This window comes from Micromonospora sp. NPDC048898 (assembly GCF_043198035.1).
In the GTDB taxonomy this organism is placed as follows: domain Bacteria; phylum Actinomycetota; class Actinomycetes; order Mycobacteriales; family Micromonosporaceae; genus Micromonospora.
The window spans coordinates 476,736-502,571 of the sequence record NZ_JBICUF010000004.1 but is presented as its reverse complement, the minus strand read 5'-3'; the positions used below and the strand labels follow the sequence as shown (position 1 = coordinate 502,571).

Here is a 25,836-nt window from a genome sequence, read left to right as displayed (position 1 = left end):
CGGGCGGTACGGTCGCCGGTGATGAGGCGGTGGGCGGTATGACGGACACGAACACGGGCTCGCAGGATGCCGCGGGCGGCGGCACGAGCCGGGCCAGCGTGCTGCTGGGTGGTGGGTTGGCCGTTGTGCTGCTCGCCGCGATCGGCGCGACCGGCGGCTGGCTGCTGGCCGGCGACGGTGACCCGCCTTCCGGGGATCCGCTGGCCGCCGCGACCACGACCGCTCCGCCGACCAGCCGGGCAACCGCGCCCCGGCCGAGCACCGGCCGGGCCACGCCGTCGGCCGTCCGCACCTCCGCCGCGGCGACCAAGGGGTCCGGGCTGACCGTGCCACCGGTGGTCGGCACCGATTTCGAGCAGGCCCGGGACGTGCTGCGCGAGCAGCGGCTGGGCTGGCGGCTGGTGTTCGGCGGCGGGTCCGGTCGTACGGTCGAGAGCACCTCACCGACCGTGGGCACCGAGGTCGCCCGGGGTACGACCGTGCAACTTCAGGTGGCGGGGCCGGCGCCAGCGGCCGAGGTGCCGGACGTGGTCGGGAAGGACTGCGCCAAAGCCGCCGACGATTTGATCGACGAGGGCCTCTACCCGCGTTACATCAGCGGCCGCAACGGAAAGGTCGCCCGGCAGGAGCCGGCGGAGGATGGCCCGGCCCGCTGGAACGACGAGGTCAGCATCTGGTGCGGGTCGGGCGCCCCCGAACAACCGACGGCGAGGCCCACTCCCTGATCTCGGGCCGGCGAGCCGATCTGCCTAGCGGGCCCGGCGGCCCGGCTGCCCGACGGCCCGGCGGGATCGGTGCGCTCTGCTTGTGTGCGGGTGGCGCGGCTCGGCACGCTGATCCCCACCGGTGGCCGGTTGGGAGACTAGGTTGACGGTCGAGGGGCCATGACGCCCGTCCGGTTCGGGAAAGGACGTGCGATGAGCGACGACCGCCAGGAGCCGCCCGCCGGCGAGCACGACGACGACCGGACCCGCCCCCTGCCACCGGCCACCGACCGGGCGGAGTCACCGCAACCGACCCGGCCTGCCAGCGCACCGGACGAGACGGCGCCGATCGACCGGGCCGTCCCGGCTCATCCCGCCGCGTCGCCCGACCAGACCATGCCGATCGACCGTCCCACCGGTACCCAACCGGCCACGCCCGCCGGATCGGGCACGCCGCCGGCCACTCCGGTTACTCCGGGCACGCCTGCGGACCAGACGGCCCGGATGCCGGTGGAGCAGTCGACTTCGCCGTCGTGGTCCGGGCGGGCCGAGGTGCGGCCGTCCCGACCGGAGTCCGGCGGTGAGTGGTACGTCGAGGAGCAGGGCGGCCGGCGCTGGTGGCTGCCGATCCTGTGGGGTGTGCTCGCGCTGCTGCTCGTCGGGCTGCTCGGGGGAGCGCTCTGGTTGGTGCTCGCCCAGCGCGATGACGACCGGGACGACCCGGGTGGCACCCCGTCCGCCCCGTCGGCCAGTGCCACAGGCGCCACAAGTGCCGCACCGACAAGCGCATCCCCGAGTTCGGCGGCACCGACAAGCGAGACACCGAGCAGCCCGCCGACCACCAGCGCGCCGGACGAGGTGCCGGTGCCGCCGCTCGCCGGGCTGCCGCAGGCCACCGCCGAGGGGTTGCTGGGCCGGCTCGGCATCTCCTACCAGGTGGAGTACCGCCCGTCGGAGCTGCCACCAGGGACCGTGGTGGGCACCGAGCCGGGAACGGGCACGCCGGTGTCGACCGACGACGAGGTGCTGTTGATCGTCTCCCAGGCCCGGCCTTCGACCGGAGTGAGCCCGACCGCGCCGAGCCCAACGGTCACGAGAACGCCCTGACCGGTGGTCACCACCTCCGTCGGCGGGTGCCGACCAGGCCGAGGCCGGCTATGGAGATGGCGAGACCGAAGATCCCGGACCAGAACAGGGAGCGGCGGACGTCCGGCGCGGTGTTCCGGGCCGGAGCTGCCTCGGTGAGTTGCTGACGGCCGTCGGACTGGCCGCCGGCGCCACCGCCGACCACCGGCCCGGTCGGGTCGGTGCCGGCGGCATGCTCGCCCGGGCCACCGGCGCCGATCCAGTCGTGGTCCTCGTGTGCCGTGGGACCGTCGTCCGTCGGCGGGTCGGCGTCGACCACGGTGATCTCGGGTGCGGGCACCGGTGTGGTCAGCCGGGTGGACGACATCGCCGGGTCGCGGACGAGGACCAGGATCGTGGCCACCGCCCCGAGGAGGGCGAGCAGGCCGAATGCGTAGGCGATGAGGGAGCGGTGGTGCCGCCGCAGGGCGGGCTGATTGACCATGACCATCCCAGGGTCAGGGTCCTGGACGCGCGGGTGGAACGGTGCCGGGGTGGGCGTACCAATTCTATGGTGACGGCACGCCCACCGGCGGCGGATCGGGCCGGTCAGCCAACCCGGATCGGGGTACGGGTGACCGGTCGCCGGGCGCGTACGGTGTGCGGGCGCGGCTCGGGGGCTGCCTGCAGCTGTTCCAGCCCTTCCCGTTGGACGAAGATCGACCGTCGGTTGACCGCGTCGCCCGCGGCGTTCAACTCATAGCCGTCGAGCCAGAGCCAGCCGTCGTAGGTGGGCCAGTCCAGTACCCGGATCACGCGGAACTTGATGGGTCGGAGGAACTGGACACTCGCCGCGCGAGTCACGAGCAGTACGTCACCGGTGCGGGGAAGCACATGGGCTCCTGGGGAGGAATGGCCGGCGGCTGTGCCGGCGGTGCCTGAACGGGGGACGTCTCGGCCGGCGACGGGGTCGTGCCTCGTGAACCGGTGGTGCGGATGGCGGTGGTCGGGCCGTACCCCGCTGGTGGCGTGCCGCCACCCGACCACCACCCGGATGCTTCCGGGGACCGCGCCCGCCGCCGCAGCTTGCCGGCTTGCAGCAGCGGGGTCTTTACCCCCGGAGCAGGTCTCGGTGTTGTCGGCCGGACCCGCGTCGCGCCCGGTGCCCCCGGCTCGGTGGGGTCACCACTGCGAGGGAGTGGACGGAGACGCTGAGTAACCCGTGCCATACGGACAGAGTGCATGAGGGACGTGCTACATGCAAGTTGCACGTCGACTTTTGCCGATACGTGAGCGAGTCCCGCGAAAGGCCTATTGAAGCCTTCCGCGTACGGACGCACACTGGGAGCCGGTTTCGCCCGTCGCGGCCGGCCGAGGACCAGCACCACCCCTCGTCGCGAACGCCCGCCGGACGACGGTCGCGCCACCGGCGGGTGTCATCAGTGGCGCGTCGACCGGAGGTAGCCCGAGTGGGGTCGAGCAGCCAGCGGCGGGGATCAGCGATTCGCGGTTCGCGCGATGAGTGAGCGGCGCAGTCCCACCATCAGACGGCGGAGGCTCGGTGCCGAGCTGCGCCGCCAGCGTGAGTCCGCCGGGATCACCATCGAGATGGTCGCCGAGCAGTTGGAGTGCTCGGCGTCGAAGGTCTCCCGGATCGAGACCGGGCACACCACCGCCACGCCGCGCGACGTCCGGGACATGCTGCGGATCTACGGCGTGGTCGGCGCCGAGAGCGACGAGCTGGTGCAGATCGCCCGTGAGGCCCGACAGAAAGGTTGGTGGCATCCGTACAGCACGGTGCTCGTCGGCGCGTACGTCGGGCTGGAGGCGGCGGCGAGTTCGATCCGGGCGTACGAACAGCAGGTCGTGCCGGGTCTCCTGGAGACCGAGGAGTACGCCTCGGCGATGATCCGCGCGGCCCGGCCGGACTTCACCGCCGATCAGGTGCACCAAAGGGTGCGTGTCCGTTTGGGCCGTCAGTCGTTGTTGACCCAGGACGATCCGGTCGATCTGTGGGTGGTACTCGATGAGGCGGTGGTACGTCGGCCGGTAGGCGGGGACGAGGTGATGCGTGGCCAACTCAAGCGGTTGGTCGAAGTTGCCGAGCTGCCGAACGTGACGTTGCAGATCCTGCCCTTCGAGGTGGGCGCGCACGCCGGCATGGACGGCACCTTCACGATCCTCAGCTTCCCTGAGCCCGGTGATCCGGATGTTGTGTACGCGGAGAACGCCACGGGTGGGCTTTTCCTCGAGAAGAGCGACGAACTGCAGAAGTACAGCTTCATCTTCGATCACATCCGCGCTGCGGCCATACGTCCAGAGGAGTCTGTCGCACACATCGCAAAACTGGCAGAGGAGCCGTTGTGGAAATGGCGACCAAAGGGTTCCCCGTGGACCTGACGCAGGCAGCATGGTTCAAGAGCTCGAAGAGCGGGCCGAACTGTGACAACTGCGTGGAGGTGGCGTACGTGACGGGGGCGGTCGGAGTGCGGGACTCGAAGGACAAGGCGGGCCCAGCCCTGGTCTTCGCACCGAGTGACTGGCATGCCTTCGTCGGCGGCACCCGAGGTGGTGCGTTCGGCGCGGTCTGACCGAGTGGTCAACTGAGGTCCCCGTCCGGATCCGGATCCGGACGGGGACCTTGCCGTGTCCCGGGGAGAGGGTCGGGCGGGGGTGGGCGGGGCGAGGTTCCGCCGGGATTCCCGTCGCCACAGCCGGCCCGTCTCGTTGAACCGAGCGGTACGGCGCGGGTCGACGACCCGTCGCCCCGACCGGCAACCGAGCGAGGTAGGCGAGACGGATGACGACGATCGGGTCAGACAATCTCACCAACGGTCCGGGCAAACCGGAGCGGTTCGGTGGAAAGTACCGCGGAGCGCGTCGGGACAGCGTACTGACCGAGGTGGTTTCGACAGACCAGGAGATGAACGGGCGGGACGGGTCGGCCTCCGACTCGGCCGACATTCCGCTCTCGCTGCCCTCACTGGACCCGAACCCGCTGGTGGAGCCGTCGTTTCCGCCCACCGGCTGGCCGATGGAGCCCAGCGGCTCGTTGGCCGACCACCCGCTGCTGCGCGGCCTGCTGTTGGAGTTGCCGCCGAGGGGCAGCGTGCCGCCGCCCGGCTGGCTGGACCGCTGGTTCGAGGCGACCAGGGCGATCCTGGAACTGCTATACGTGCAGGGGGCCGGCCGCCCGCGCTGATCGCGGAGCGTTGGGCTGGGCCCGCTCGGCGAACCGGCTGTGCCGCAGGGCGTGCCGGACCCCGATGGCGAGCACCGCGAGCGCGCCCACGGTGATCGCCGGCCCGGTGACACCGGGGTCGGCGCCGAGATCGGTGCCGATCGCCCCGATCACCGCCGGCGCCGTGGCCAGGGCGGTCACCTGTATTGGCAGGCCGATGAGCGGGTGGGCCGCAGCGGCGCGCAGCCCGTGCGGCGCCGGCGTGCCGGGGGCGCTGACGAACGCCCCCGCCCCGGCCCGCAGCCGCCGGATCCGCCGGAGGGAGCAGACCGTCGCCACGAGCGCCGGACCGGCGGCCAGGGTGAGCCCGGCGGCGGCACTGTCGACCGGCGCGGTGCCGGCACTGAGCAGGCCGGCGCCGAGCACGGCCGCGGTGAGCGCCGCACCGGTCAGAGCCAACACCAGCAACCATCCGGTACGCCGGCGCAGCAGGCAGGTGGTGCGCAGCCGGGGGAGCCCGTCGGCCACGACGCCGGCGGCCAACCAGACGGCGGCGACCGGAAGCAGGATGGTGAGTTGACTCTCCATGTTCGAGAGTCTTTCCCGAATCACGCCGGTGCGAATCCGGGCCGGTCCCCTGTTCGCCCCGGACCCCAGGCCCGTAGGGGTCATCGCACGGAGATATGGACGTTCCGGCATGTCCAACTACCTGGTCGCTGACCTACCCTCAGCTAGATCGGCAATTGTCGATTGATGTTGGGACCGGTGGTCACGTTCCACCACCGGTCAGAGGGAGGTAGGAGATGGGTCTTCCACGAAGGTCCGTACTGGTCGGGGTGGCCACGGCGACCGTGCTGGCCGTCGGCACGCCAGCCCTGGCCGCCGAACCCGCGGGTGAGGTCAGGGCCGCTGGCGGAGTCACCGCCGTGCCGGACAGCTACATCGTCGTTCTCAAGGACAGCGCCGTGGCCCGCGACCGGGTCGGTGACACCGCGAAGCGGCTCTCCGGCCGCCACGGCGGCACGGTGGCCCGCACCTACGGTGCGGCGCTGCGCGGCTTCGAGGTCAAGGTCGGCGCGAGCGCGGCGGCGCGGATCGCGGCCGACCCGGCGGTGGCGTACGTCGAGCAGAACCACACCGTGTCCATCTCCGGCACGCAGGCCAACCCGCCATCCTGGGGCCTGGACCGGATCGACCAGCGCAACCTGCCGCTGGACAGCTCCTACACCTACCCGAACACGGCAAGCAACGTGCACGCCTACATCATCGACACCGGTATCCGGTTCTCCCACAACGACTTCGGTGGCCGGGCCACCTCCGGCTACGACGCGGTGGACGGCGGGGCGGCCGACGACTGCAACGGGCACGGCACGCACGTCGCCGGCACCGTCGGCGGATCCTCGTACGGGGTGGCCAAGGCGGTCCAACTCGTCGGTGTCCGGGTGCTGAACTGCTCCGGCAGCGGCACCAACGCCGGGGTGATCGCCGGCGTCGACTGGGTCACCGCGAACGCGATCAAGCCGGCGGTGGCTAACATGAGCCTCGGTGGCGGCGCGAACAGCTCGCTGGACAACGCCGTGCGCAACTCGATCGCCTCCGGTGTCACGTACGGCCTGGCGGCCGGAAACGGCAACGGCGCGAACGCGTGCAACACCTCACCGGCGCGTACCACGGAGGCCATCACGGTGGGCTCGACGACCAACTCGGACGCCCGCTCGTCGTTCTCCAACGTCGGCACCTGCCTGGACCTCTTCGCGCCCGGCTCGTCGATCACCTCGGCCTGGTACAACAGCAACACCGCGACCAACACGATCAGCGGCACCTCGATGGCCACGCCGCACGTGGTCGGAGCGGCGGCCCTGGTGGCCAGCGCCAACCCGGGCTGGACCCCGGCGCAGGTCCGCAACCAGCTGGTGTCCAGCGCGACACCCAACGTGGTGGGCAACCCCGGCTCGGGCTCACCGAACCTGCTGCTCTACGTGGGCACCGGCACCACCCCGCCGCCGCCCACCGGCTGCACCGGCACCAACGGCACCGACGTGTCGATCCCGGACGTCGGCGCGGCGGTGACCAGCTCGATCACCATCTCCGGCTGCGGCCGCAACGCCTCGTCGGCCTCCACCGTGGCGGTGAACATCGTGCACACCTACCGTGGTGACCTGGTCATCGACCTGCTCGCCCCGGACGGCAGCGCGTACCGGCTGAAGAACAGCAGCACCTCGGACAGCGCCGACAACGTGAACGCCACCTACACGACCAACGTGTCCGGTGAGGCCGCCGACGGCATCTGGCGGCTTCAGGTACGGGACACCTACTCGGCCGACACCGGCTACATCAACACCTGGACCCTGACCGTCTGACCGTGCCTCCCGCACCACCGAGGCCCCACCCGATCCTCCGGGTGGGGCCTCGTGTCGTACGCGATCAGGGGTCAGACCGAGAAGGTGGCCGGCCGCTCGGTCGCCGGCGCCGGCGGGCGGGCCTTCCACAGGCCGACCTTCTGGGCGGCGAGCCGGCTCAGGTAGGCCGGGTTGAGGATGACGTAGCGGCGCCAGAGCCGCTTCGGCTCCAGACCGAGACGCCAGAACCACTCCAGACCGGCGCGCTGCATCCAGCGCGGAGGCTGGCGCAGCAGACCGGCGTGGTAGTCGAAGGCCGCGCCGACCGCCATCAACGGCATGTCCAGCAGCGGCCGCATGGCGTACGCGAAGACCTCCTGGCGTGGGCAGCCCAGCCCGACCAGGACCAACCGGGCACCGCTGGACCGGATGCGGTCGGCGATCTCGGTGTCCTCACCCGGCTGGACGGCCCGAAACTTGGACGGCTCCACCCCGGCGATCTTCAGCGCGGGGAACATCCGCTCCAGCGCCGGGATCAACCGGCCGAGGGTCTCCTCGGTCGAGCCGTACAGGTAGACCGGCAGGCCCTCGTCGGCGAAGCGGGACAACACGTGCAGGGTCAGCGTCGGCCCGTAGACCCGGTCGGCGAGCCCGGCGTGGTGCAGCAGGTTGAGCGCCCACCGCACCGGCTGCCCGTCCGGCGTGACCACGTCGAACGAGTTGAGCCGGGCGTTGTGCGCCCGATCCAGCACCCCGGTCATCACGCCGTGCACCGCCAGCGCGGTCAGCGCGAGCGGACGCCGCTCGTGCGCCGCGGTCACCACCGCGTCGGTCGCCGTCGCGTAGTCGGTGGCGTCGACCAGGACGCCGAGCACGTTGCGCTTGGTCCGCGCGGTCATGCCTTGAATACCCACTTACCCACGTTGGCCTCGTAGATCTCCCGCAGGATCATCGGCACGTCGTACGTGATCTTCCAGTCCGGGTACTGCGCCTCGAACCGGGCCATGCTGCTGACATACCACTGGTGGTCGCCGGTGCGGTTCTGCTCGACGTAGTTGATCCGCGCCTCGCGGCCGGCGATCTCCTCGGCGATCCGGAACGCCTCGATGTGGGAGGTGTTGGAGTGCCGGCCGCCACCGAGGTTGTAGACCTCGGCGGAGCGCGGGGCCCGGAAGAACGCCTCGAACGCGGTCAGCACGTCGCGTGAGTGGATCGCGTCCCGGACCATCTTGCCCTTGTAGCCGAACAGGTTGTATGTCCGGCCCTCCATCACGCAGCGCATCAGGTACGCCAGGAACCCGTGCAGCTCGGCGGCCGAGTGCGCCGGACCGGTGAGCGTGCCGCCGCGGAAGCAGGCGGTCTTCATGTCGAAGTAGCGCCCGTACTCCTGGACCATGACGTCCGCCGCGACCTTGGAGGCGCCGAAGACCGAGTGCAGCGAGTGGTCGATCGACATCTCTTCGGTGATGCCCTCGTACCAGCGGTGGTCCTCGGGCAGCTCGTACCGTGTCTCCAGCTCGATCAGCGGCAGGCTGTTGGGCCGGTCGCCATAGACCTTGTTGGTCGAGCAGTGGATGAACGGCGCGTCGATCGCGTGCCGGCGGGTGTTCTCCAGGATGTTGAGCGTGCCGCCGGCGTTCACGTCGAAGTCCGTGTACGGCTCCTTGGCCGCCCAGTCGTGGCTCGGCTGAGCGGCGCTGTGGATCACCACGGCGATGTCCGAGGCGTATTTCTTGAAGACCTGCTCCAGGCCGTCGCGGTCCCGGATGTCCACCGCGAAATGCGTGTACGCGCTGCCCAGGTCACGAGCGAGCCGTTCAAGGCTCCAGGATGTGGAGCCGTCCTCGCCGAAAAAATACCGGCGCATGTCGTTGTCGATGCCGACGACGTCCAGACCGAGGCCGGCGAAGTGCCGGACCGCCTCGGAGCCGATCAGGCCACCCGACCCTGTCACCAACGCGACACTCACACGCCACTCCCGGTCCATCGGAGGCAGAATCCATCGCAGCATAGCGTGACGTCTGGCCCGTCCCGATATGACGGAAGGGCCCCGCGGTAAGCGGAGCCCTCGTCGGTGGTGGGGATGGGGGGAGTTGAACCCCCACGCCCTTTCGGGCACACGGACCTGAACCGTGCGCGTCTGCCATTCCGCCACATCCCCGTGGCACAACCCGGAACACTGTAGCCGCCCCGGCCCCGCTGTCTCCAGCGGCCCCGGGAATACTACGCTGTCCAAGGCGCTCGCCACGAGCGGTTACCGTTCGTGGCGGACGAAAGATTAGCACGGCAATCCCGGCCCTTCCGAACGGGCCGAGAGCAGGTGGCCGAGCGGCGTGTGAGCTGCGCGCGCGCCGGCCGGATACCATCATGTCCTCGGGACCCGAGGAGGAGCCGGTGAGCGTGCTGCAACGCTTCGAGAAGCGTCTGGAAGGCCTGGTAGAAGGGGCCTTCGCCAAGGTCTTCAAAGGGGTGGTCCACCCCGTGGAGATCCTCAACGCCATGCAGCGGGAGGCCGAGGCGCACAAGGCGATCCTGGCCGGTGGGCGCACGTTGGTGCCCAACCGCTACGTGATCGATCTCTCGCCGTTCGACCACAGTCGGCTGGCGCCGTACGCCGCTGCGCTGGCCCAGGAGTTGGCCCAGTCGCAGGCGGAGTTCATCGGCGAGCAGGCCTGGACGGTCTATGGCGACGTGATCGTCGAGATCGAGCGAGGCGAGGGTCTGGACACGGGCATGTTCCGTGTCACAGCCGAGGTCTACACCGGCGGCGAGGTCGCCCCGGTGTCGGCACCCGGCTACGACGCCGGGCCGCCCGCCTACCCCGCGTACGACCAGGGTGGTGGCTACGGCCCTCCGCCCGGGCACGGTGGCGGTCGCAACGTGCGGCTGGTCTCCGGCGACGGTCGCACCTACCCCCTTCAGATGGGGTCGACGGTGATCGGTCGCGGCGACCAGGCCAACCTGCGTCTGCCCGACGTCGGCATCTCCCGGCGACACGCCCGGTTGGATTTCGACGGGGGCCAGGTCGTGCTGACCGATCTGGGGTCGACCAACGGCACCATGGTCAACGGGCAGCGGGTCTCCGCTGTCGCACTCAACCCCGGTGACATGGTCCAGCTCGGCACGACGACGCTGACCTTCCGCGTGGACGGCTGACCCGCCTTGCCGGAACTGGTCATCACAGTTGCCCGGTTCGGGTTCCTGATCCTGCTGTGGATCTTCGTGTTCACGGTGGTCGGCGTGATCCGCCGGGATCTCTTCGCGGGCGCCCGCTCCGGGCGTCTGGTCGCCGCGCCGCGCGCGGTGGGCGCCTCGACGGGGCAGGCGACGAAACCCGCGAAGGTCAAACGGGGTAGGGCGGCACACCAGCTCGTGGTGACAGCCGGTCAACTGGCCGGCACTCGGATCACTCTCGGTGAAGCGCAGATCACCATTGGTCGAGCTGAGGACTCCACCCTGGTCATCACCGACGACTACGCCTCCGCGCGACACGCCCGGCTCGTGCCGCGCGAGGGGCAGTGGTACGTCGAGGACCTCGGCTCGACTAACGGCACGTACCTCGATCGCGCTAAGGTCACCGGACCAACCCCCGTCCCCCTCGGCGTGCCGATCCGGATCGGCCGCACTTCCCTCGAATTACGGCCATGACTCTGACCCTGCGCTATGCGGCCCACAGCGACCGCGGTCTGATCCGAGACGGCAATCAAGACTCCGTCTACGCCGGGCCGCGGCTACTCGCCGTTGCCGACGGCATGGGCGGCATGGCCGCCGGTGACGTCGCCAGCAACATCGTCATCGGTGCCATGGCGCCGCTCGACGAGGACGTCCCCGGGGATGCTCTCGTCGACGCGTTGCGTTCGGCCGTGGGCACCGCCAACCAACAACTCCGCGACACGGTGGACGCCAACCCGCAGTTGGAGGGGATGGGCACCACGCTGACGGCGACCCTCTTCACCGGCAGCAAGCTGGGGATGGTCCACATCGGCGACTCGCGGGCCTACCTGCTGCGCAACGGTGATTTCGCGCAGATCACCAAGGACGACACCTACGTCCAGATGCTCGTCGACGAAGGCCGGATCAGCGCCGAGGAGGCGAGCAGTCACCCGCAGCGGTCGCTGCTCACCCGGGCTCTCGACGGCCGGGACATCGACCCGGAATACTCGGTGCGGCAGGTGCTGCCCGGCGACAGGTACCTGATCTGCAGCGACGGCCTGTCGGGTGTGGTCAGCGCCGAGACCATCGGCGACACTCTCCGGGAATACACCGACCCGCAGCAGTGCGTCGAGCGGCTGGTGCAGCTCGCGCTGCGCGGCGGTGGCCCGGACAACATCACGGTGATCATCGCCGACGCCACGGATCAGGACATCGTCGAGGCGAGCCCGATCGTCGGTGGTGCCGCCGCTCGGGACCGGGGTATGGCGACCTCCGCGGACGACTCGACTCCGGCCGCCCGGGCCTCGGCGCTCGCCGCGCCGCGTCCGGCCGTGCCCGAGGAGCCAGCGGCTTCGGACGACGAACCGGACCGTCCGAAGCGCCGCCCGGTGCGCACCGCCGCCATGGCGCTGGCCCTGCTGGTGATCGTGGGCGGAGGGGCCTTCGGAGGCTGGACGTACACCCAGCGGCAGTACTACGTGGGAGCCACCGAGGAGGGCCAGGTCGCCGTCTTCCGTGGCGTCCAGGGTCAGATCGCCGGGATGGACCTCTCCACCGTCCACCGCCGCAGCGGCACCCGACTGGACGACCTCACGGTCGCCGCGCAGGACACCGTCCGGGTGGGCATCCGGGCCAAGAGCGAGCCGGACGCCGAGCGTCAGCTCGCGGAGCTGACCAGCGACACCCCGAGCAACCCCAACCTGAAGCCGCTCTGCCCGCTCGATCCGTCCGCCGCGGCGGGTGGCACGCCGACGCCGGCCGGTCCGGCGTCGAGCCCGAGCGGCAGCCCGAGCCCGAATGGCAGCCCGAGCCCGAACGGCAGCCCGAGCACCATCGCGTCCCCGACATCCAACGGGGTTGTCAGCGCGAGCCCGACCGTCGGCGCCACCGCCATCGGCTCGTCCACCACACCCGACCTCACGCCCTCCGACTCGGCCACGCCGGCGCTCGACCCGGCCGCCTGCCGATCTCCTGAGTGAGCGTCGGCTGAGATCCCGAGGATTCCACCTGTGACCGTAGCGGCCACACCGGCAACCTCGCCCGCCACCGCGGGCGAGCAGTCCGGCGTACGCCTGGCGCGGTCGCGCCGCAACGCCGAGCTGTCCCTCCTGCTGCTCGCCATGGCGTTGGTGGCCGCGTACGGGGCGACGGTCGAGGCGAACCTGCTGGACACCGTCACCCCGGACTTCTGGATGCCCGCCGCCGCGCTCGGCGCGGTCTTCCTCGGTCTGCACCTGGTCATCCGATTCCTCGCCCCGTTCGCCGACCCGGCGCTGTTGCCGGCGGTGGCTCTACTCAACGGGCTCGGGGTGGGCTTCCTCCGCCGGATCGACCTGGGCGACGCGCCCGTGGCCGACCGGGAGAGCCTGGCCATCTTCGCCGGCATCGGCGGGCGGCAGTTGGCCTGGACGCTCGCCGCGGTGATCCTTGCCGCCGCCCTGCTCGCCATCATGCGCGACCACCGTTCGGTCTCCCGGTACGCGTACACCCTGGGGTTGGCCGGCATCGTGCTGGTGATGCTCCCGGCGGTGTTGCCCCGGAGCATCTCCGAGATCAACGGTGCGAAGCTGTGGATCCGGGTGGGTGGTTTCTCCATCCAGCCGGGTGAGTTCGCCAAGCTGGCGCTGCTCGTCTTCTTCGCCTACTACCTGGTCCGTAAGCGCGAGGTGCTCTCGCTGGCGAGTCGACGGTTCCTCGGCATCGACTTCCCGCGCGGGCGCGACCTCGGCCCGGTGGTCGGTGTCTGGCTGGTCAGCCTCATGGTCCTCGTCTTCGAGAAGGACCTGGGCACGTCGCTGCTCTACTTCGGCATGTTCGTGGTGACTCTCTACATCGCCACCGAACGGGTCAGTTGGCTGCTGATCGGTCTCGTCCTCTTCTTCGGCGGGGCCTACCTCGCCTACGTCCTCGGCTCGACGGTCGGCGGTCCGTTCGCCAACTTCTACGTCCGGGCGGAGATCTGGCTGGACCCGTTCGCCGACCCGACCGACAAGGGCTACCAACTCGTGCAGGGGTTGCTCGCCCTGGGCACGGGTGGGCTCTTCGGCGCCGGGCCGGGTGGCGGCCAACCGGACAGCCTGCCCGAGGTGCAGAACGACTTCATCTTTGCCGGCCTCGGTGAGGAGCTCGGCCTCTTCGGTCTCTCCGCCCTGCTCGTCGTCTACCTGTTGATCGTGGAGCGTGGGCTGCGGGCCGCGCTCGCGGTCCGGGACTCGTTCGGCAAGCTCCTCGCCGGCGGTCTCGCGTTCACCCTCGGCCTCCAGGTCTTCGTGATCGTCGGCGGGATCAGCAAGCTCATTCCGCTGACCGGTCAGACCACCCCGTTCCTGTCCGCCGGTGGCTCGTCGTTGATGGCCAACTGGTTGCTCGTCGCGGTGCTGCTGCGGGTCTCCGACGGAGCCCGTCGGCCGGTCGGCGGGAGCGCCAGCAAGGCCGCCCGACCCACCGGTGGCGCACCGGAGCAGCTGCACGGTGCTCCCACGGAGGTGATCAAGCCGTGAACGCACCACTGCGCCGCGTCGGCGTCGTCGTCATGGTCCTGTTCGGCCTGCTCTTCGCCAACCTCAACTGGGTGCAGTTCCAGAAGGCCGACGAGTACCGCACCAGCGACTACAACGGTCGGGTCCAGGTCGCCGACTACAAGCGCAAGCGCGGCAACATCGAGGCCGGCGGCACGGCGGTGGCGACCAGCAAGGAGACCACCGGCAGGCTGAAGTTCCAGCGCACCTACCCGGGCGGCGCGGAGTACGCTCACGTGCTCGGTTACAAGCCGGTCAGTCTCGCCGACACGGGCATCGAGCGGGCGGAGAACGACTTCCTCGCCGGCACCAGCGACCAGCTGATCGGCGACCGGATCAAGGACATGTTCACCGGCGACGAGAGCGGTGGCGGCAACGTGCTGCTCAGCCTCTCCAAGCAGGCCCAGGACGTGGCGTACAACCAGCTGCGCAACAACCAGGTGGGGGCGAAGCGGGGCGCGGCCATCGCCATCGACCCGCGTACCGGGGCGGTGCAGGCGCTTGTCTCCATGCCCAGCTTCGACCCGAACCCGCTGGCCAGCCACACCGACAAGGATGCGGCCGCGGCGTACAACAAGCTGGAACAGGACCCGACGGGCCCCCTGAAGAACCGGGCGCTCGCCGAGACACTGCCGCCGGGTTCGACCTTCAAGATCGTGGTCGCCGCGGCGGCACTGGAGAACGGCGTCAGCAAGACCACCCAGATCCCGGCCGGCCCCAGCTACACACCGCCCACCTCCGGCACCGCGATCCGCAACGCCGTCCCGTCGATCTGCCCGGAGCGGCAGGTGACCCTGATGGAGGCGGTCACCGAGTCGTGCAACACCGGCTTCGCGCAACTCGGCGTGCGGCTGGGCGCCGACACTCTCAAGGAGAAGGCCCGGCAGTTCGGCTTCGAGCAGGAGGACCTGACCGTCGGTCACCTCGGCGAGGACGGTCTGCCCACGGCGGCCAGCCGGACCGGGGACATGCTGAACCCGGACGGCAGCACCGACCAGGCCGCACTGGCCCAGTCCTCGATCGGCCAGAACAACGTCCGGATGACCCCGCTCGAAGGTGCCATGATCGCCGGTGCGATCGCCAACAACGGCAGCCAGATGCGGCCCTACCTGGTCCAGCAGTTACTCGCCCCGGACCGGACCACCAGCTACTTCACCGCCAAGCCACGGGAGCTGCGTCAGCCGGTCGAGCCGCAGGTCGCCGCCGACCTGCGCGAGATGATGGTCAGCGTCGTCCAGAACGGCACCGGCCGCAAGGCCGCGGTCAGCGGCTACACGGTCGGCGGCAAGACGGGCACCGCCCAGTCCGCACCGGACCGGCCCGACCACGGCTGGTTCATCGGCTTCGCACTGGACAAGAACGGCACCCCGATCTCCGCGGTCTGCGTGATGCTCGAACAGGCCGGACCCGACGGCAGCGGCGAGGCAGCCCGGATCGCCGGCCAGATCATGCGCGCCGCCATCCGCGACCCCGGGGGGCGCTGACATGCTCGGCCCCGGCGTCCAGCTCGGCAACCGCTACCGTCTCGACGAGCGGATCGCCAGCGGCGGCATGGGCGACGTCTGGCGCGGTACCGACCAGGTGCTCGGCCGGACGGTCGCGGTCAAGAGCCTGCTTCCCGCGCTGCTCGACGACCCGGACTTCGCCGAGCGGTTCCGCGGTGAGGCCCGCACCATGGCCACCATCAACCACCCCGGCGTGGTGGACGTCTACGACTTCGGCAACGACCAACAGATCGCGTTCCTGGTCATGGAGTACGTCGAGGGCGACGCCCTGTCGTCCACGCTGGGTCGGGTCGGCCGGCTCACCCCGGCCCGGACGATGGCGCTCGTCGCGCAGGCCGCCGACGCGTTGCACGCCGCGCACGAGAAGGGCATCGTGCACCGCGACGTGAAGCCGGGCAACCTGCTGGTCCGGCCGAACGGCACGCTGGTGCTCACCGACTTCGGCATCGCCCGCTCCGACCTGGTCGGCCAGCTCACCGCCGCCGGTTCGGTGCTCGGCACCGCCTCGTACATCTCCCCGGAGCAGGCCACCGGTGGTGTGGCCACCCCGGCGTCCGACGTGTACGCGCTCGGCGTGGTCGCCTACCAGTGCCTGGCCGGGCGGCGTCCGTTCGAGGGTGACAACCCGCTCGACATCGCGATGCGGCACGTCCGGGAGACGCCTCGGCCACTGCCGTCCGACATTCCCCCGCAGGTGCGCGCGGTGGTCGAACGGGCGTTGGCGAAGGATCCGGCCGCCCGCTGGCCGAGCGCCGCCGCCCTCGCCGGGGTCGCCCGTCAACTCAAGGCCGCGCTCTCCCAGCAGGCCAGGGCCGGCGGCAACTCCGGGCCGGTCTCCGCGGCACCGTCCTCACCGGCCGCGCCCGGTCGGGCCCAGGTGCCGCAGGCGCACCAGATGCGGCCACCGGGTGCCCGCCCGCCGGCCGCCGCCGGGCCGAGGCCGACAGCCGTCGCGCCGGCCCAGCAGCCACGGCCGACAGCCGTCGCGCCGGCCCAGCAGCCGCGCCCCACCGCTGTCGCGCCGGTCGCCCGGCCGCCGGCCGCACCGAACGGCTACCCGCGCGGTGCCGCGGCGGTGCCGACCGCACCCCGGCAGCAACAACAGCCGGCGTACGCCCGGCAGCCTGGCCCATCGACGCCGTCACCCGAGCCTCGGCGGTCCCGGCCGGGGATGGTGCTTCTCGCCATCTTGCTGGCCGTGCTGGTCCTGCTCTGCTCCGGCGTGATTTCCTACTACCTGAAGAAGCAGTCGCAGGCCGGCGAACCCGTCGGATCGAGTGTGCGCATCGCGACGTCCGGCGTGCTGAGACTCGACGGACGCGACGATGTGACCCAGACGTCGTACCGTCGGGTGATACGGCTCCAGCCGGGCGACGGCGGGACGACGACGAGCGAAGGACGACAGACGCGATGACAGCGCAGGCCCGCCTGCTCGGTGGCAGGTACCAGGTCGGCGAGCTGCTCGGCTACGGCGGCATGGCCGAGGTGCACCGCGGTCGCGATCTCCGGCTCGGTCGGGACGTCGCGATCAAGATGCTCCGCACCGACCTGGCCCGGGACGCGACGTTCCAGATGCGGTTCCGTCGGGAGGCGCAGAACGCCGCCTCGCTCAACCACCCGGCGATCGTGGCGGTCTACGACACCGGTGAGGAGACCGCGCCGACCGGCGAGACACTGCCGTTCATCGTGATGGAGTTCGTCAACGGACGGACCTTGAAGGAGGTCCTCGGCGCCGAGGGTCGGCTACAGCCGCGCCGGGCGTTGGAGATCTGCGCCGACATGTGCGCCGCGCTGGAGTTCAGCCACCGGCACGGCATCATCCACCGGGACATCAAGCCCGGCAACGTGATGCTCACCCAGACCGGCCAGGTCAAGGTGATGGACTTCGGCATCGCCCGTGCGCTGGCCAGCGGCGCGACCACCATGACGCAGACCAGCGCGGTGATCGGCACAGCGCAATACCTGTCCCCGGAGCAGGCGCGCGGCGAGGCCGTCGACGCCCGCTCCGACGTGTACGCGGCCGGCTGTGTGCTCTTCGAGCTGGTCTGCGGGCACCCGCCGTTCGTCGGGGACAGCCCGGTCAGCGTTGCCTACCAGCACGTCCGGGAGACGCCGCCGACGCCGAGTGACATCAACCCGGATGTCACCCCGGCCGTCGACGCGATCGTGTTGAAGGCGCTGTCGAAGAACCCGCTCAACCGCTACCAGAGCGCCGGCGAGATGCGCGCCGACCTGCTCCGTGCCGCCGCCGGCCGGCCCGTGCTGGCTACCCCGGTGTTGCGTGAGGCGGAGACGGTGGCGATGGCGCCGGCCGGCGGCCGGGGCGGCTACCCGGTTGCCGCCGGTGGGCCCCAGACCGGGCAGATCCCGGCCCGGGTGGGTGATCCGCGCCAGCGCAAGGCGTCCTCCTGGGTGATCGCGACGTTCAGTGCGGTCGGCGTGCTGGCGGTGATCGCCCTGGTCGCCGCCCTGCTCTGGAACATGCAACAGGACAAGGCCAACAAGCTGGTGCCCAACCTCAGCGGCAAGAGCCAGACCGTCGCCTTCACCGAGATCCAGGGCGCCAACCTCCAGCCGAAGCTGGGTGACCCGGTCCTGGACAACGACTGCACGAAGGGCACCGTCGCCAAGCAGGATCCGCCGCCGAACACGCGGCTGGAGCAGGGCAGCGCGGTGACCATTCAGCTCTGCGACGGCAAGCCGGCCGTGAAGATCCCCCCCGGCCTGATCAACTCGCAGTACGAGAACATCAAGCCCCAACTCGAGAACCTGGGGTTGAAGGTCGAGGACAAGCAGGTGGACAACCCCGCGGCGAAGGGCACCGTGCTCAAGGTGAATCCGCCGTCGGGGACCACCGTCGCGCAGGACAGCACGGTGATCGTCGAGGTCTCCAAGGGCAACGTCGGCAAGGTGCCCAACGTGATCAACTCGACCCGCGACGAGGCTGCCCAGGAGCTGCGCGAGGCGGGTTACAAGGTCGAGTTCCGCGACGGTGACGAGGTGCCGGCGGACCAGGCCGGTCGGGTCCAGAGGCAGAGTCCGAACGCGGGCACCGCACTGGCCAAGGACCGGACCGTGACCATCGAGATCGGCATTCCGTTGAAGGTGGTCGACCCGCCGCCCAGCGGCACGCCCAGCGGCACGCCGACGGCCACGCCGACCACGCCCGGCACCGGGGGCGGCGTCGGTCTGCCGTTCCCGCCCCCGCCGAGCCGGCTTCCCGAGGACTGAGCCGACCGGGGCATCGGTATGAGTGACGCCGACGCGTCAGGTGTCGGCGCGGTACGCCGACGTCCTCGACGCCTCCGACGCGTGGTCGTCCTGGCGACCGCCGTGCTGCTGCTCGCCAGTCTTCCGTGGCTGTGGACGACGGTTGCCGCCCGCGGCCACCGGTACGCCGAGGCCGACGCCCCGGCCGCCGAGGTGGTGATCGTCCTCGGTACCGCCGTGGCGACTGATCGGCAGCGGCCGGGCGACCGGCTCGCCGGCCGGCTGGAGACCGCCGCCGAGTTGGTGACCAGCGGGCGGGCCAAGGTCGTGCTCGTGTCCGGCGACGGGGGCGGCGCGTCGGGTGACGAGCCCGCGGTGATGACGTCGTACCTCACCGAACTCGGCGTCGACGCGCGGCGCGTGGTGGCCGACCCGTTCGGCCTGGACACCTACGACAGCTGTGCCCGGGCGCGTGACGTGTACGGCGTCCAGCGGGCCCTGGTCGTGACCCAGTCCTACCACCTGTCCCGGGCGGTGACGCTGTGCCGGCATCTCGGCCTGGACGTCGACGGGGTCACCGCACGGTGCGACGGCTGCGGTCCGGTGCTGCTCGCCGAGAAGTCGATCCGGGACTACTTCGCCAGCGGCAAGGCGGCGTGGGACGCGGTCCGGGATCGTGCCCCGGCGGTCCGCTCAACCGCGGATCCGACGGTTCAGGACGCGCTGCGCGGCTGACCCGGTCGGCGCGCCGGTCGAGCCGCCTCAGGTGGTGGCGAAGGCCGCCCGGCGGCGGGCGTCGACCTCGGCGGCCAGCGCGGGGGCGCGCTCCAACGCCTCCCGGTGACCGCAACCGGCCAGCCAGTTGGCCAGCATCAGGTGGCCGCCCTCGGTGAGCACCGACTCCGGGTGGAACTGGACGCCCTCGATGGGAAGCGTCCGGTGCCGCATCGCCATCACCACACCGGAGCCGGTCCAGCCGGTGACCTCCAGCTCCTCGGGGAGCGTGTCGGGCAGCACGGCGAGTGAGTGGTAGCGGGTGGCGGTGAACGGGTCGGGCAGACCGGCGAGTACGCCGACCGAGTCGTGGCGTACCTCGGAGGTCTTGCCGTGCAGCAGCTCGGGTGCGCGCGTCACTGTCGCACCGAACGCCTCGCCGATCGCCTGGTGGCCGAGGCAGACACCGAAGATCGGCAACTCGCCCGCGTACCGTCGGATGACATCCAGGCAGATGCCGGCGCGGTCGGGGCTGCCCGGCCCCGGGGAGAGCAGGATGCCGGCCGCGCCCACCCTGCCCACCGCCTCGACGTCGATCTCGTCGTTGCGGCGGACCTCGCAGTCCACGCCGAGCTGGCCGAGATATTGCACGAGGTTGAAGACGAACGAGTCGTAGTTGTCAATCACCAGGATGCGCATGGTCACCTGCTCGGGGAGGGCGGCGCGGGGTTGTTCTGGTTGGTGTCGTACGGCAGGTCGTGCTCGTCGCCGGCCGGGGTGTCGCCGGTCACCGGGCCGCCGTCGCCCGATTCGGCGGGAACACCCGACTCGACCTGCACGTCGTCGAAGGGCAGCAGGGGCTCGGCCCACGGGAAGGCGACATACCAGAGTAGGGCCACCGTGGCGGCCACCAGCAGCACGGAGCCGACCAGCTTTCCGGCCACCCCGAACGGCAGCTTGCGCCAGATGAACGCGTACATCGGGTCAGTCTCCCAGCTCAGCGGGGCGGCCCGCCGACTTGGGTTGGGTGCGGTCCAGCTCGGCGTGGATGATCAGCCGCTGGTAGTTGTCCCATTTCGGGTTGCAGGTGGTCAGGGTGAGCATCCGCTTGGTCGGCTTCTTGTTCGGCTCGCCGGGCACCGGCGCCACCACCTCGACCTGGGTGGGTCGGACGATCCGCGACTGCGACACCCGGTAGACGTACCAGTCGGTCTTGCTCTCGACCACGACGGCGTCGCCCTCGACCAGCTCGTCCAGCCGCCAGAAGGTGGCCCGGTTGCGGTGCCCGGCGACGGAGAAGTTGCCCACCTGGCCGGGCATCGCGCTGGTCGGGTAGTGGCCCGGGGCGTAGCGGATGTCCTCCTGGGTGACGCCCTCGACCACCACCAGATTCTTGTCGATCTTCGGAATGTAGAGGCCGGCGAGCGGCTTGCCGCGTACCGGCGGCGACGGTTTGACGCTCGGGCCGGCCGACGGGACGACCGTCGGGTCGTCGGCCGGGCCACCCCACTGCTGCTCCAGCTCGGTGGTGAGGTCGTTCTGGTGTGCGTCGACGATCGCCGACTTGCCCCACACCTCGTAGCCGGCGAAGAGCAGCACCACCAACCCGAAGGTGATCAGGATTTCGCCGGTGACGCGGACACCGGTGCGGATTCGTGAGCCGAGCGACGGGCGGGTGAGCTCGGAGTAGACGCTCTTGTAGCCCTCGTCGGTCTGGTGCGGCCGGAGTTGGACCACCCGCTCGCCGCGCCGGGGTCGGGGCGGCTCGGCGGGGTTGTCGCCGCCGGTCGGCTCCTGCGGGCCTGACGTACGCGGGACGGCACCCATCAGCGTGGTCGAGTCCATGGTTGGCGGCCGGGTGGTGGGTGTGGCGGGCACGACGGGAATCAACGCGGTGGCGGCGGGATCGGCGACGCGGTCCGGCCCGGTGGGCGGGACCTGGCCCGGCCCGGCCGTGGAGAAGGCCTCCTGGCCGGCCGGGGAGCCGGTCGGTCGGGTCGGCCGGGCGGCGATCTGGGGGATGAACGCGGTCGGCGCGTCGGCAACCGGTGGCGTCGGGGCGCCGGACGGGGCAGGTTGACTCGGCGTGCCGGAGGTCGTCGACCGGGTCGGCGTCCCACCGGGCATGCCCGGGAGGGCCGGCGTGGCACCCGGCGCGCCCGGGAGGGCCGGCGTGGCACCCGGCGTGCCAGCGGTGGCCGGCGGTCGGGCGGGTGCTGCCGGTCGGGCGGGTGTAGCCGGTTGGGCGGGTGCTGCCGGTCGGGCGGGTGTAGCCGGTTGGGCGGGTGCTGCCGGTCGGGTGGGTGCGGCCCCGGGTGCCGCCGCGCTGGACGGGCCGGTGGGCGCGGAGGGTCGGGTCGGGGCGTCGCTCGGGACAGCGGGTCGCGTCGGGCCCGGGTTGGTCGCGGCCGGGTGGCCGGGAGCGGGCGGAACGTCGTCCCCGGGCTGCCGGGTCACGGTGCCCGGCCACGGCGGGGGTGCGTCGACACTCGGTCGGCCGGTGCCGGGGGTCGGGGCGGCCGGGCGGGGAGGCTCAGGCGGGGTCGACGGGCGCGCCGCACCGGGACGGGCGGGCAACACCGGCTCGGGCCAGTTGCCGGTCGGGGCCGGTCGGCCAGGCGCCGGCTCGGGCCGGTCGACCTTGGGCAGGAAGGCGGTCGGATCGTCGGTCTGGTCCCGGTGTCGCCCGTCGCGATGCTCGTCCGGCCCGCTCATTTAGGCACCGTAGCCGAGCGCAGGGAGGTCGAGTCCTCGAATGCGGGGACCCGCACCGTGGAGACCGTCTCCTTGTAGCCGAGTTGGTAGTCGTCGACCGCGTCCTTGAACCACTGGACTCCCTGGGAGCTGGCGAGGGCCTGCTGGAGGGCAGCGGGGTCGCCGATCGCTACGATCTTGAACGGTGGGGAGTACACCCGGCCGTGCAGCAGCAGAGTGTTACCGACGCAGCGTACCGCGCTGGTCGCGAGCACGCGGACGTTCATGATTGACATGGCCTCCGCCCCGCCGGCCCAGAGCGCGTTGACCACCGCCTGCACGTCCGCCTGGTGCACCACCAGGTCGTCGTTGCTGGCGTCCGACTTGGTCTGGTCGAGCTGCGGTGCGTCGTTCAGCTCGACCGTGACCCCGGGCCCGCCGAGGGCGGTGAACCCGGCGGCCTGCAGGCTGCCCTGGGCGCGATTCTGCTGCTCCTTGATCGGGGCGTCCGAGCCGGCCAGGGTGTTGGTCCGTTGCTCGACCTCGCCGCGCAGCGTGGCGGCCCGGCGTTCGCTCGCCGCCACCTGCTCGCGCCGGTCCTCGATGAACTGGTTGAGTTGGGGTCGCCGGTCCTCCCGCAGCGCGGTGCCGCCGGCGGTGGTCGCGGTGGTGGTGAAGAGCAGGCCTGCCGCGGCGGCGATCAGGGGCACCCCGATCGACCAGCCCGGACGCCGTTGACGCGGGCGCCGGGGCAGCAGCCCGGCCGCGGCCCGTCGGAGGACCTTCTGCCAGGAGGTTGCGCCGGACGTGTACTCCACCGAGCGTTCCTTCCGCGTGTCGGGGATCGGTCCGCCCCGGCTGGCCGGTGATGCGAACAGGTCCGCCTTTTTCGGTCACTCCGTGCACCGGCCTGACCCCATTCATGGTCCGGACGGGCAATCGGGACTACGCTAGCTGTCGAACATTATTGGCCATGGACCGTCGCCCCCGCGCCCGGTTGTCAGGCCGGACGAGGTCGTCACCCCTCTGGAGAGCGTCGTGCCCAAGTCTCAGGTCCGCAAGAAGAAGGTGTACACCCCGCCGACGGACGTCCGTCCGACGACGGCGGCGTCGACGCGCAAGCCTAGCCCGGTGTGGTTGCCGGCCACCGCGGTCGGCCTGATCGTCGTGGGCATCGGCTGGCTGGTGCTCTATTACCTGTCCGAGCAGGAGTACCCGGTCGCCGCGTGGGGTTACTGGAACCTCGCGGTCGGTTTCGGCGCGATGGTCGCCTCGCTGGGGCTGCTCTCCCGCTGGCGCTGAGCCGGCTCGGGGCCGTCGCGTCGGCGGTCCCACGTCAGCCCAGCGTGCCCCTGCCCGGCAGGATCGGGTGGGGCCCCCTATGGTGTCCGCAGGCAGCGTGGCCTACTGCGAGATGACTCACGTTACCGCTGGGTAACCTTCGCGTAGGCTGCACTGCATGACCGAGCGGAGCGAGGTCATCAGGCAGCAGACCGGGGAGGCCAACTCGATGGGCAGCGTCCAGATCGTCACCACGGTCCTCGCGGCCGCCATCACCGCCGTGGCGGTGTGGCTTGCGGTGCGTGCGGTCCTGAAGATGGTGGCAGTCATCCGGCTCGGGCAGCCGGCACCGGAACGGTTCACCGACAAGGTCACCCGCGCCCGGACCATGCTTGTCGAGACGGCCGGCCACACCCGGATGCTCAAGTGGGGCGTGGTGGGTGCCGCGCACTGGTTCGTGATGGTCGGCTTCGTCGTGCTGTCGCTGCTGGTGCTCGAGGCGTACTTCGAGGTGGTCACCACCGACGGTGGCCTGCCGATCATCGGGCACTGGACGATCTTCGGCCTGGTCACCGAGATCATCGGGGTGCTGGGCCTGGTCGGCATCCTGGTGCTGATGGCGATCCGGCTCCGCAACCGGCCGACCCGGCCGGGTGGGCGGTCCCGGTTCACCGGCTCGACCATGTGGCAGGGCTACTTCGTCGAGTGGATCGTGCTGCTGGTGCTGATCTTCGGGTTCGTGATCCGGGGCTTCAAGGTCGCCACCGACCACTTCGAGTTCCCGGTCTGGGCCACCCCGGTCAGCCACGCGGTCGGCGCGGTGCTGCCGGCCTGGGCGGACGGGGTCAGCGTCGCCGCTGCCATCAAGATCATCATCTCGATGACCTGGCTGATCGTCATCTCCCTGAACGTCACCATGGGTGTCGCCTGGCACCGCTTCCTGGCGTTCCCCAACATCTTCTTCAAGCGTGAGCCGGCCCGGCCGGCCGGCTCCGGCCTCGGCGCGTTGCGCCCGATGACCAGCCAGGGCAAGCCGCTCGACTTCGAGGAGGCGGACCCGGAGAAGGACCAGTTCGGCGTCGCCCACGTCGAGCAGTTCACCTGGAAGGGCCTGCTGGACTTCAGCACCTGCACCGAGTGCGGTCGCTGCCAGTCGCAGTGCCCGGCCTGGAACACCGGCAAGCCGCTGTCGCCCAAGCTGCTCGTGCTGAGCCTGCGTGACCACGCGTACGCCAAGGCGCCCTACCTGCTGGCCGGCGGCGGCAAGGATCTGACCGGCGAGGAGAAGGCCACCCAGGCGCAGCTCGCCCACCTGGACGTGCTGGCCCTCGCCGAGGCCGACAAGCCGCTGATCGGCACCGCCGAGGAGGGCGGCGTCATCGACCCGGACGTGCTCTGGTCCTGCACCACCTGCGGCGCCTGCGTCGAGCAGTGCCCGGTCGACATCGAGCACGTGGACCACATCGTCGACATGCGCCGCTACCAGGTGCTGATCGAGTCGAGCTTCCCCTCCGAGGCCGGCGTGATGCTGCGCAACCTGGAGAACAAGGGCAACCCGTGGGGTGCGCCGCAGAACACCCGCGAGGACTGGACCAAGGGCCTGGACTTCGAGGTGCCCCGGGTCGGCGAGGTGGACGACTTCGAGTACCTGTTCTGGGTCGGCTGTGCGGGTGCCTTCGAGGACCGGGCCAAGAAGACCACCCGCGCGGTGGCCACGCTGCTCAACGAGGCCGGCGTGTCGTTCGCGATCCTGGGCGAGGGCGAGACCTGCTCGGGCGACCCGGCCCGGCGGATCGGCAACGAGTTCGTCTTCCAGATGCTCGCCCAGCAGAACGTGGAGACGCTGAACGAGGCGTTCGAGGGCCGGGACAGGGCCAAACGCAAGATCGTCGCGACCTGCCCGCACTGCTTCAACACCCTGGGCAACGAGTACGGCCAACTCGGCGGCGAGTTCGAGGTGGTCCACCACACCCAACTGCTGGCCCACCTGGTCGCCACCGGCAAGCTCACGCCGGTGCAGCCGGTCGACGGCGGCGTCACCTACCACGACCCCTGCTACCTGGGCCGACACAACCGGGTCTTCGCGGCACCCCGTGAGGTCCTCGGCGACGCCATCGCCGGTGAGCTGGTCGAGATGCCGCGCAACAGCGAACGCTCCTTCTGCTGTGGTGCCGGCGGCGCCCGGATGTGGATGGAAGAGAAGATCGGCAAGCGGATCAACGTGGACCGGGTCGAGGAGGCCATGGCCACCGGGGCCAGGACTGTCGCCGTCGGCTGCCCGTTCTGCTCGACGATGCTCAACGACGGGGTCAACGGCAAGGGCGCCGGCGAGCAGGTCGAGGTGATCGACGTGGCGAGCGTGCTGCTCCGTTCGGTCAAGCCGCAGCAGCCGCAGGGCGGCAAGGAGACGACGCCGGTCGGCGGCTGAGGCGCGTACACCTGGGATCTGTTCATCGGCGGCGACGGCGGCCC

The 25,836-nt window shown here is 71.0% G+C and carries 25 protein-coding genes and 1 tRNA gene; 16 read left to right on the top strand and 10 right to left on the bottom strand.

The annotated features are described in order from the left end of the window. Positions 1 to 38: 38 nt before the first annotated feature. Both ACGFIQ_RS15420 and ACGFIQ_RS15415 read left to right on the top strand, forming a co-directional pair. Positions 39 to 725 carry a PASTA domain-containing protein gene (locus ACGFIQ_RS15420; RefSeq protein WP_393243924.1) on the top strand — a complete coding sequence of 229 codons (687 nt, stop codon included), beginning with the start codon at positions 39 to 41 and terminating at the stop codon, positions 723 to 725. A 192-nt stretch (positions 726 to 917) separates the two neighbouring features. After that, the gene (locus ACGFIQ_RS15415) at positions 918 to 1,811 is read left to right on the top strand and encodes a PASTA domain-containing protein (RefSeq protein WP_393243922.1); all 894 of its coding nucleotides are present in this window, start codon (positions 918 to 920) and stop codon (positions 1,809 to 1,811) included. Positions 1,812 to 1,818: 7 nt separating this feature from the next. Here the strand turns inward: ACGFIQ_RS15415 and ACGFIQ_RS15410 are convergent, their stop codons facing one another. Further along, positions 1,819 to 2,274 (bottom strand): hypothetical protein, encoded by a 456-nt coding sequence (locus tag ACGFIQ_RS15410; RefSeq protein ID WP_393243920.1) that lies wholly within the window; start codon positions 2,272 to 2,274, stop codon positions 1,819 to 1,821. Positions 2,275 to 2,378: 104 nt separating this feature from the next. Continuing rightward, positions 2,379 to 2,663 carry a hypothetical protein gene (locus tag ACGFIQ_RS15405; RefSeq protein ID WP_393243918.1) on the bottom strand — a complete coding sequence of 95 codons (285 nt, stop codon included), beginning with the start codon at positions 2,661 to 2,663 and terminating at the stop codon, positions 2,379 to 2,381. A gap of 624 nt (positions 2,664 to 3,287) precedes the next feature. Between ACGFIQ_RS15405 and ACGFIQ_RS15400 the strand changes: the two genes are divergently transcribed. From ACGFIQ_RS15400 to ACGFIQ_RS15390, 3 genes are all read left to right on the top strand, one after another. Next, on the top strand, positions 3,288 to 4,169 hold the full coding sequence (locus ACGFIQ_RS15400) for a helix-turn-helix domain-containing protein (RefSeq protein WP_393243916.1): 882 nt from the start codon (positions 3,288 to 3,290) through the stop codon (positions 4,167 to 4,169). Continuing rightward, complete coding sequence (locus ACGFIQ_RS15395) at positions 4,139 to 4,360, top strand: DUF397 domain-containing protein (RefSeq protein WP_357066294.1); 222 nt, start codon at positions 4,139 to 4,141, stop codon at positions 4,358 to 4,360. Before ACGFIQ_RS15400 ends, ACGFIQ_RS15395 begins: the two co-directional genes overlap by 31 nt. 209 nt (positions 4,361 to 4,569) lie before the next feature. After that, the gene (locus ACGFIQ_RS15390) at positions 4,570 to 4,971 is read left to right on the top strand and encodes a hypothetical protein (protein WP_393243914.1); all 402 of its coding nucleotides are present in this window, start codon (positions 4,570 to 4,572) and stop codon (positions 4,969 to 4,971) included. Here ACGFIQ_RS15390 and ACGFIQ_RS15385 read toward each other — a convergent pair. Further along, entirely contained in the window at positions 4,939 to 5,538 is a 600-nt protein-coding gene (locus ACGFIQ_RS15385) for a hypothetical protein (protein WP_393243912.1), read from the bottom strand. The two genes, ACGFIQ_RS15390 and ACGFIQ_RS15385, sit on opposite strands and share 33 nt — an antisense overlap. A 215-nt stretch (positions 5,539 to 5,753) precedes the next feature. Here ACGFIQ_RS15385 and ACGFIQ_RS15380 point away from each other — a divergent pair, with 215 nt between their 5' ends. Continuing rightward, positions 5,754 to 7,310 (top strand): S8 family serine peptidase, encoded by a 1,557-nt coding sequence (locus ACGFIQ_RS15380; protein ID WP_393243910.1) that lies wholly within the window; start codon positions 5,754 to 5,756, stop codon positions 7,308 to 7,310. A 71-nt stretch (positions 7,311 to 7,381) separates the two neighbouring features. Here the strand turns inward: ACGFIQ_RS15380 and ACGFIQ_RS15375 are convergent, their stop codons facing one another. From ACGFIQ_RS15375 to ACGFIQ_RS15365, 3 genes are all read right to left on the bottom strand, one after another. Beyond that, complete coding sequence (locus ACGFIQ_RS15375) at positions 7,382 to 8,188, bottom strand: WecB/TagA/CpsF family glycosyltransferase (RefSeq protein ID WP_393243909.1); 807 nt, start codon at positions 8,186 to 8,188, stop codon at positions 7,382 to 7,384. Next, complete coding sequence (locus ACGFIQ_RS15370) at positions 8,185 to 9,300, bottom strand: NAD-dependent epimerase/dehydratase family protein (RefSeq protein ID WP_357066310.1); 1,116 nt, start codon at positions 9,298 to 9,300, stop codon at positions 8,185 to 8,187. The genes ACGFIQ_RS15375 and ACGFIQ_RS15370 overlap by 4 nt, the downstream gene beginning before the upstream one ends. Positions 9,301 to 9,364: 64 nt before the next feature. Further along, positions 9,365 to 9,450: transfer RNA gene (locus ACGFIQ_RS15365), tRNA-Leu, on the bottom strand. 206 nt (positions 9,451 to 9,656) lie between these two features. Between ACGFIQ_RS15365 and ACGFIQ_RS15360 the strand changes: the two genes are divergently transcribed. The 8 genes from ACGFIQ_RS15360 to ACGFIQ_RS15325 are packed head-to-tail and all read left to right on the top strand — an operon-like array spanning position 9,657 to position 19,410. After that, entirely contained in the window at positions 9,657 to 10,445 is a 789-nt protein-coding gene (locus ACGFIQ_RS15360) for a DUF3662 and FHA domain-containing protein (protein ID WP_007454122.1), read from the top strand. A 6-nt stretch (positions 10,446 to 10,451) separates the two neighbouring features. Further along, entirely contained in the window at positions 10,452 to 10,937 is a 486-nt protein-coding gene (locus ACGFIQ_RS15355; RefSeq protein WP_357066314.1) for an FHA domain-containing protein, read from the top strand. Next, the gene (locus ACGFIQ_RS15350; RefSeq protein ID WP_393243907.1) at positions 10,934 to 12,421 is read left to right on the top strand and encodes a PP2C family protein-serine/threonine phosphatase; all 1,488 of its coding nucleotides are present in this window, start codon (positions 10,934 to 10,936) and stop codon (positions 12,419 to 12,421) included. The genes ACGFIQ_RS15355 and ACGFIQ_RS15350 overlap by 4 nt, the downstream gene beginning before the upstream one ends. A gap of 30 nt (positions 12,422 to 12,451) precedes the next feature. After that, the gene (locus tag ACGFIQ_RS15345) at positions 12,452 to 13,942 is read left to right on the top strand and encodes an FtsW/RodA/SpoVE family cell cycle protein (RefSeq protein ID WP_393243905.1); all 1,491 of its coding nucleotides are present in this window, start codon (positions 12,452 to 12,454) and stop codon (positions 13,940 to 13,942) included. Next, complete coding sequence (locus ACGFIQ_RS15340) at positions 13,939 to 15,444, top strand: peptidoglycan D,D-transpeptidase FtsI family protein (protein WP_393243903.1); 1,506 nt, start codon at positions 13,939 to 13,941, stop codon at positions 15,442 to 15,444. Before ACGFIQ_RS15345 ends, ACGFIQ_RS15340 begins: the two co-directional genes overlap by 4 nt. Position 15,445: 1 nt before the next feature. Next, complete coding sequence (locus ACGFIQ_RS15335) at positions 15,446 to 16,879, top strand: protein kinase (RefSeq protein ID WP_393243901.1); 1,434 nt, start codon at positions 15,446 to 15,448, stop codon at positions 16,877 to 16,879. After that, positions 16,876 to 18,696, top strand: coding sequence for a Stk1 family PASTA domain-containing Ser/Thr kinase (gene pknB, locus ACGFIQ_RS15330; RefSeq protein WP_393243899.1), 1,821 nt, complete (start codon positions 16,876 to 16,878; stop codon positions 18,694 to 18,696). The genes ACGFIQ_RS15335 and pknB overlap by 4 nt, the downstream gene beginning before the upstream one ends. Positions 18,697 to 18,714: 18 nt before the next feature. Next, positions 18,715 to 19,410 carry a vancomycin high temperature exclusion protein gene (locus ACGFIQ_RS15325; protein WP_393243897.1) on the top strand — a complete coding sequence of 232 codons (696 nt, stop codon included), beginning with the start codon at positions 18,715 to 18,717 and terminating at the stop codon, positions 19,408 to 19,410. Between the two features lie 27 nt (positions 19,411 to 19,437). On the opposite strand, the gene ACGFIQ_RS15320 is transcribed toward ACGFIQ_RS15325, so the two are convergent. From ACGFIQ_RS15320 to ACGFIQ_RS15305, 4 genes are read right to left on the bottom strand one after another with little or no spacing between them, the layout of a single operon-like run. Beyond that, complete coding sequence (locus ACGFIQ_RS15320) at positions 19,438 to 20,088, bottom strand: aminodeoxychorismate/anthranilate synthase component II (protein ID WP_393243895.1); 651 nt, start codon at positions 20,086 to 20,088, stop codon at positions 19,438 to 19,440. A gap of 2 nt (positions 20,089 to 20,090) precedes the next feature. After that, positions 20,091 to 20,369 (bottom strand): hypothetical protein, encoded by a 279-nt coding sequence (locus ACGFIQ_RS15315; protein ID WP_357066338.1) that lies wholly within the window; start codon positions 20,367 to 20,369, stop codon positions 20,091 to 20,093. A 4-nt stretch (positions 20,370 to 20,373) separates the two neighbouring features. Beyond that, positions 20,374 to 22,104: a class E sortase gene (locus ACGFIQ_RS15310; protein ID WP_393243893.1), complete on the bottom strand. Its 1,731-nt coding sequence runs from the start codon at positions 22,102 to 22,104 to the stop codon at positions 20,374 to 20,376. Beyond that, positions 22,101 to 22,901, bottom strand: a complete 801-nt coding sequence (locus ACGFIQ_RS15305) for a DUF881 domain-containing protein (RefSeq protein ID WP_357555082.1) — start codon at positions 22,899 to 22,901, stop codon at positions 22,101 to 22,103. The genes ACGFIQ_RS15310 and ACGFIQ_RS15305 overlap by 4 nt, the downstream gene beginning before the upstream one ends. A 220-nt stretch (positions 22,902 to 23,121) precedes the next feature. Here ACGFIQ_RS15305 and ACGFIQ_RS15300 point away from each other — a divergent pair, with 220 nt between their 5' ends. Then, entirely contained in the window at positions 23,122 to 23,385 is a 264-nt protein-coding gene (locus ACGFIQ_RS15300) for a cell division protein CrgA (RefSeq protein WP_393243891.1), read from the top strand. A 208-nt stretch (positions 23,386 to 23,593) separates the two neighbouring features. Next, positions 23,594 to 25,792, top strand: a complete 2,199-nt coding sequence (locus ACGFIQ_RS15295; protein ID WP_393244043.1) for a (Fe-S)-binding protein — start codon at positions 23,594 to 23,596, stop codon at positions 25,790 to 25,792. Positions 25,793 to 25,836: the final 44 nt, after the last annotated feature.

Coding starts and splice junctions, on each gene's coding strand:
- ACGFIQ_RS15315 (WP_357066338.1), bottom strand. CDS start 20,369: ATGTACGCGTTCATCTGGCGCAAGCTGCCGTTCGGGGTGGCCGGAAAG.
- ACGFIQ_RS15370 (WP_357066310.1), bottom strand. CDS start 9,300: ATGCTGCGATGGATTCTGCCTCCGATGGACCGGGAGTGGCGTGTGAGT.
- ACGFIQ_RS15375 (WP_393243909.1), bottom strand. CDS start 8,188: ATGACCGCGCGGACCAAGCGCAACGTGCTCGGCGTCCTGGTCGACGCC.
- ACGFIQ_RS15385 (WP_393243912.1), bottom strand. CDS start 5,538: ATGGAGAGTCAACTCACCATCCTGCTTCCGGTCGCCGCCGTCTGGTTG.
- ACGFIQ_RS15335 (WP_393243901.1), top strand. CDS start 15,446: ATGCTCGGCCCCGGCGTCCAGCTCGGCAACCGCTACCGTCTCGACGAG.
- ACGFIQ_RS15360 (WP_007454122.1), top strand. CDS start 9,657: ATGTCCTCGGGACCCGAGGAGGAGCCGGTGAGCGTGCTGCAACGCTTC.
- ACGFIQ_RS15410 (WP_393243920.1), bottom strand. CDS start 2,274: ATGGTCAATCAGCCCGCCCTGCGGCGGCACCACCGCTCCCTCATCGCC.
- ACGFIQ_RS15395 (WP_357066294.1), top strand. CDS start 4,139: ATGGCGACCAAAGGGTTCCCCGTGGACCTGACGCAGGCAGCATGGTTC.
- ACGFIQ_RS15295 (WP_393244043.1), top strand. CDS start 23,594: ATGGGCAGCGTCCAGATCGTCACCACGGTCCTCGCGGCCGCCATCACC.
- pknB (WP_393243899.1), top strand. CDS start 16,876: ATGACAGCGCAGGCCCGCCTGCTCGGTGGCAGGTACCAGGTCGGCGAG.
- ACGFIQ_RS15320 (WP_393243895.1), bottom strand. CDS start 20,088: ATGCGCATCCTGGTGATTGACAACTACGACTCGTTCGTCTTCAACCTC.
- ACGFIQ_RS15350 (WP_393243907.1), top strand. CDS start 10,934: ATGACTCTGACCCTGCGCTATGCGGCCCACAGCGACCGCGGTCTGATC.
- ACGFIQ_RS15415 (WP_393243922.1), top strand. CDS start 918: ATGAGCGACGACCGCCAGGAGCCGCCCGCCGGCGAGCACGACGACGAC.
- ACGFIQ_RS15310 (WP_393243893.1), bottom strand. CDS start 22,104: ATGAGCGGGCCGGACGAGCATCGCGACGGGCGACACCGGGACCAGACC.
- ACGFIQ_RS15380 (WP_393243910.1), top strand. CDS start 5,754: ATGGGTCTTCCACGAAGGTCCGTACTGGTCGGGGTGGCCACGGCGACC.
- ACGFIQ_RS15400 (WP_393243916.1), top strand. CDS start 3,288: ATGAGTGAGCGGCGCAGTCCCACCATCAGACGGCGGAGGCTCGGTGCC.
- ACGFIQ_RS15390 (WP_393243914.1), top strand. CDS start 4,570: ATGACGACGATCGGGTCAGACAATCTCACCAACGGTCCGGGCAAACCG.
- ACGFIQ_RS15325 (WP_393243897.1), top strand. CDS start 18,715: ATGAGTGACGCCGACGCGTCAGGTGTCGGCGCGGTACGCCGACGTCCT.
- ACGFIQ_RS15420 (WP_393243924.1), top strand. CDS start 39: ATGACGGACACGAACACGGGCTCGCAGGATGCCGCGGGCGGCGGCACG.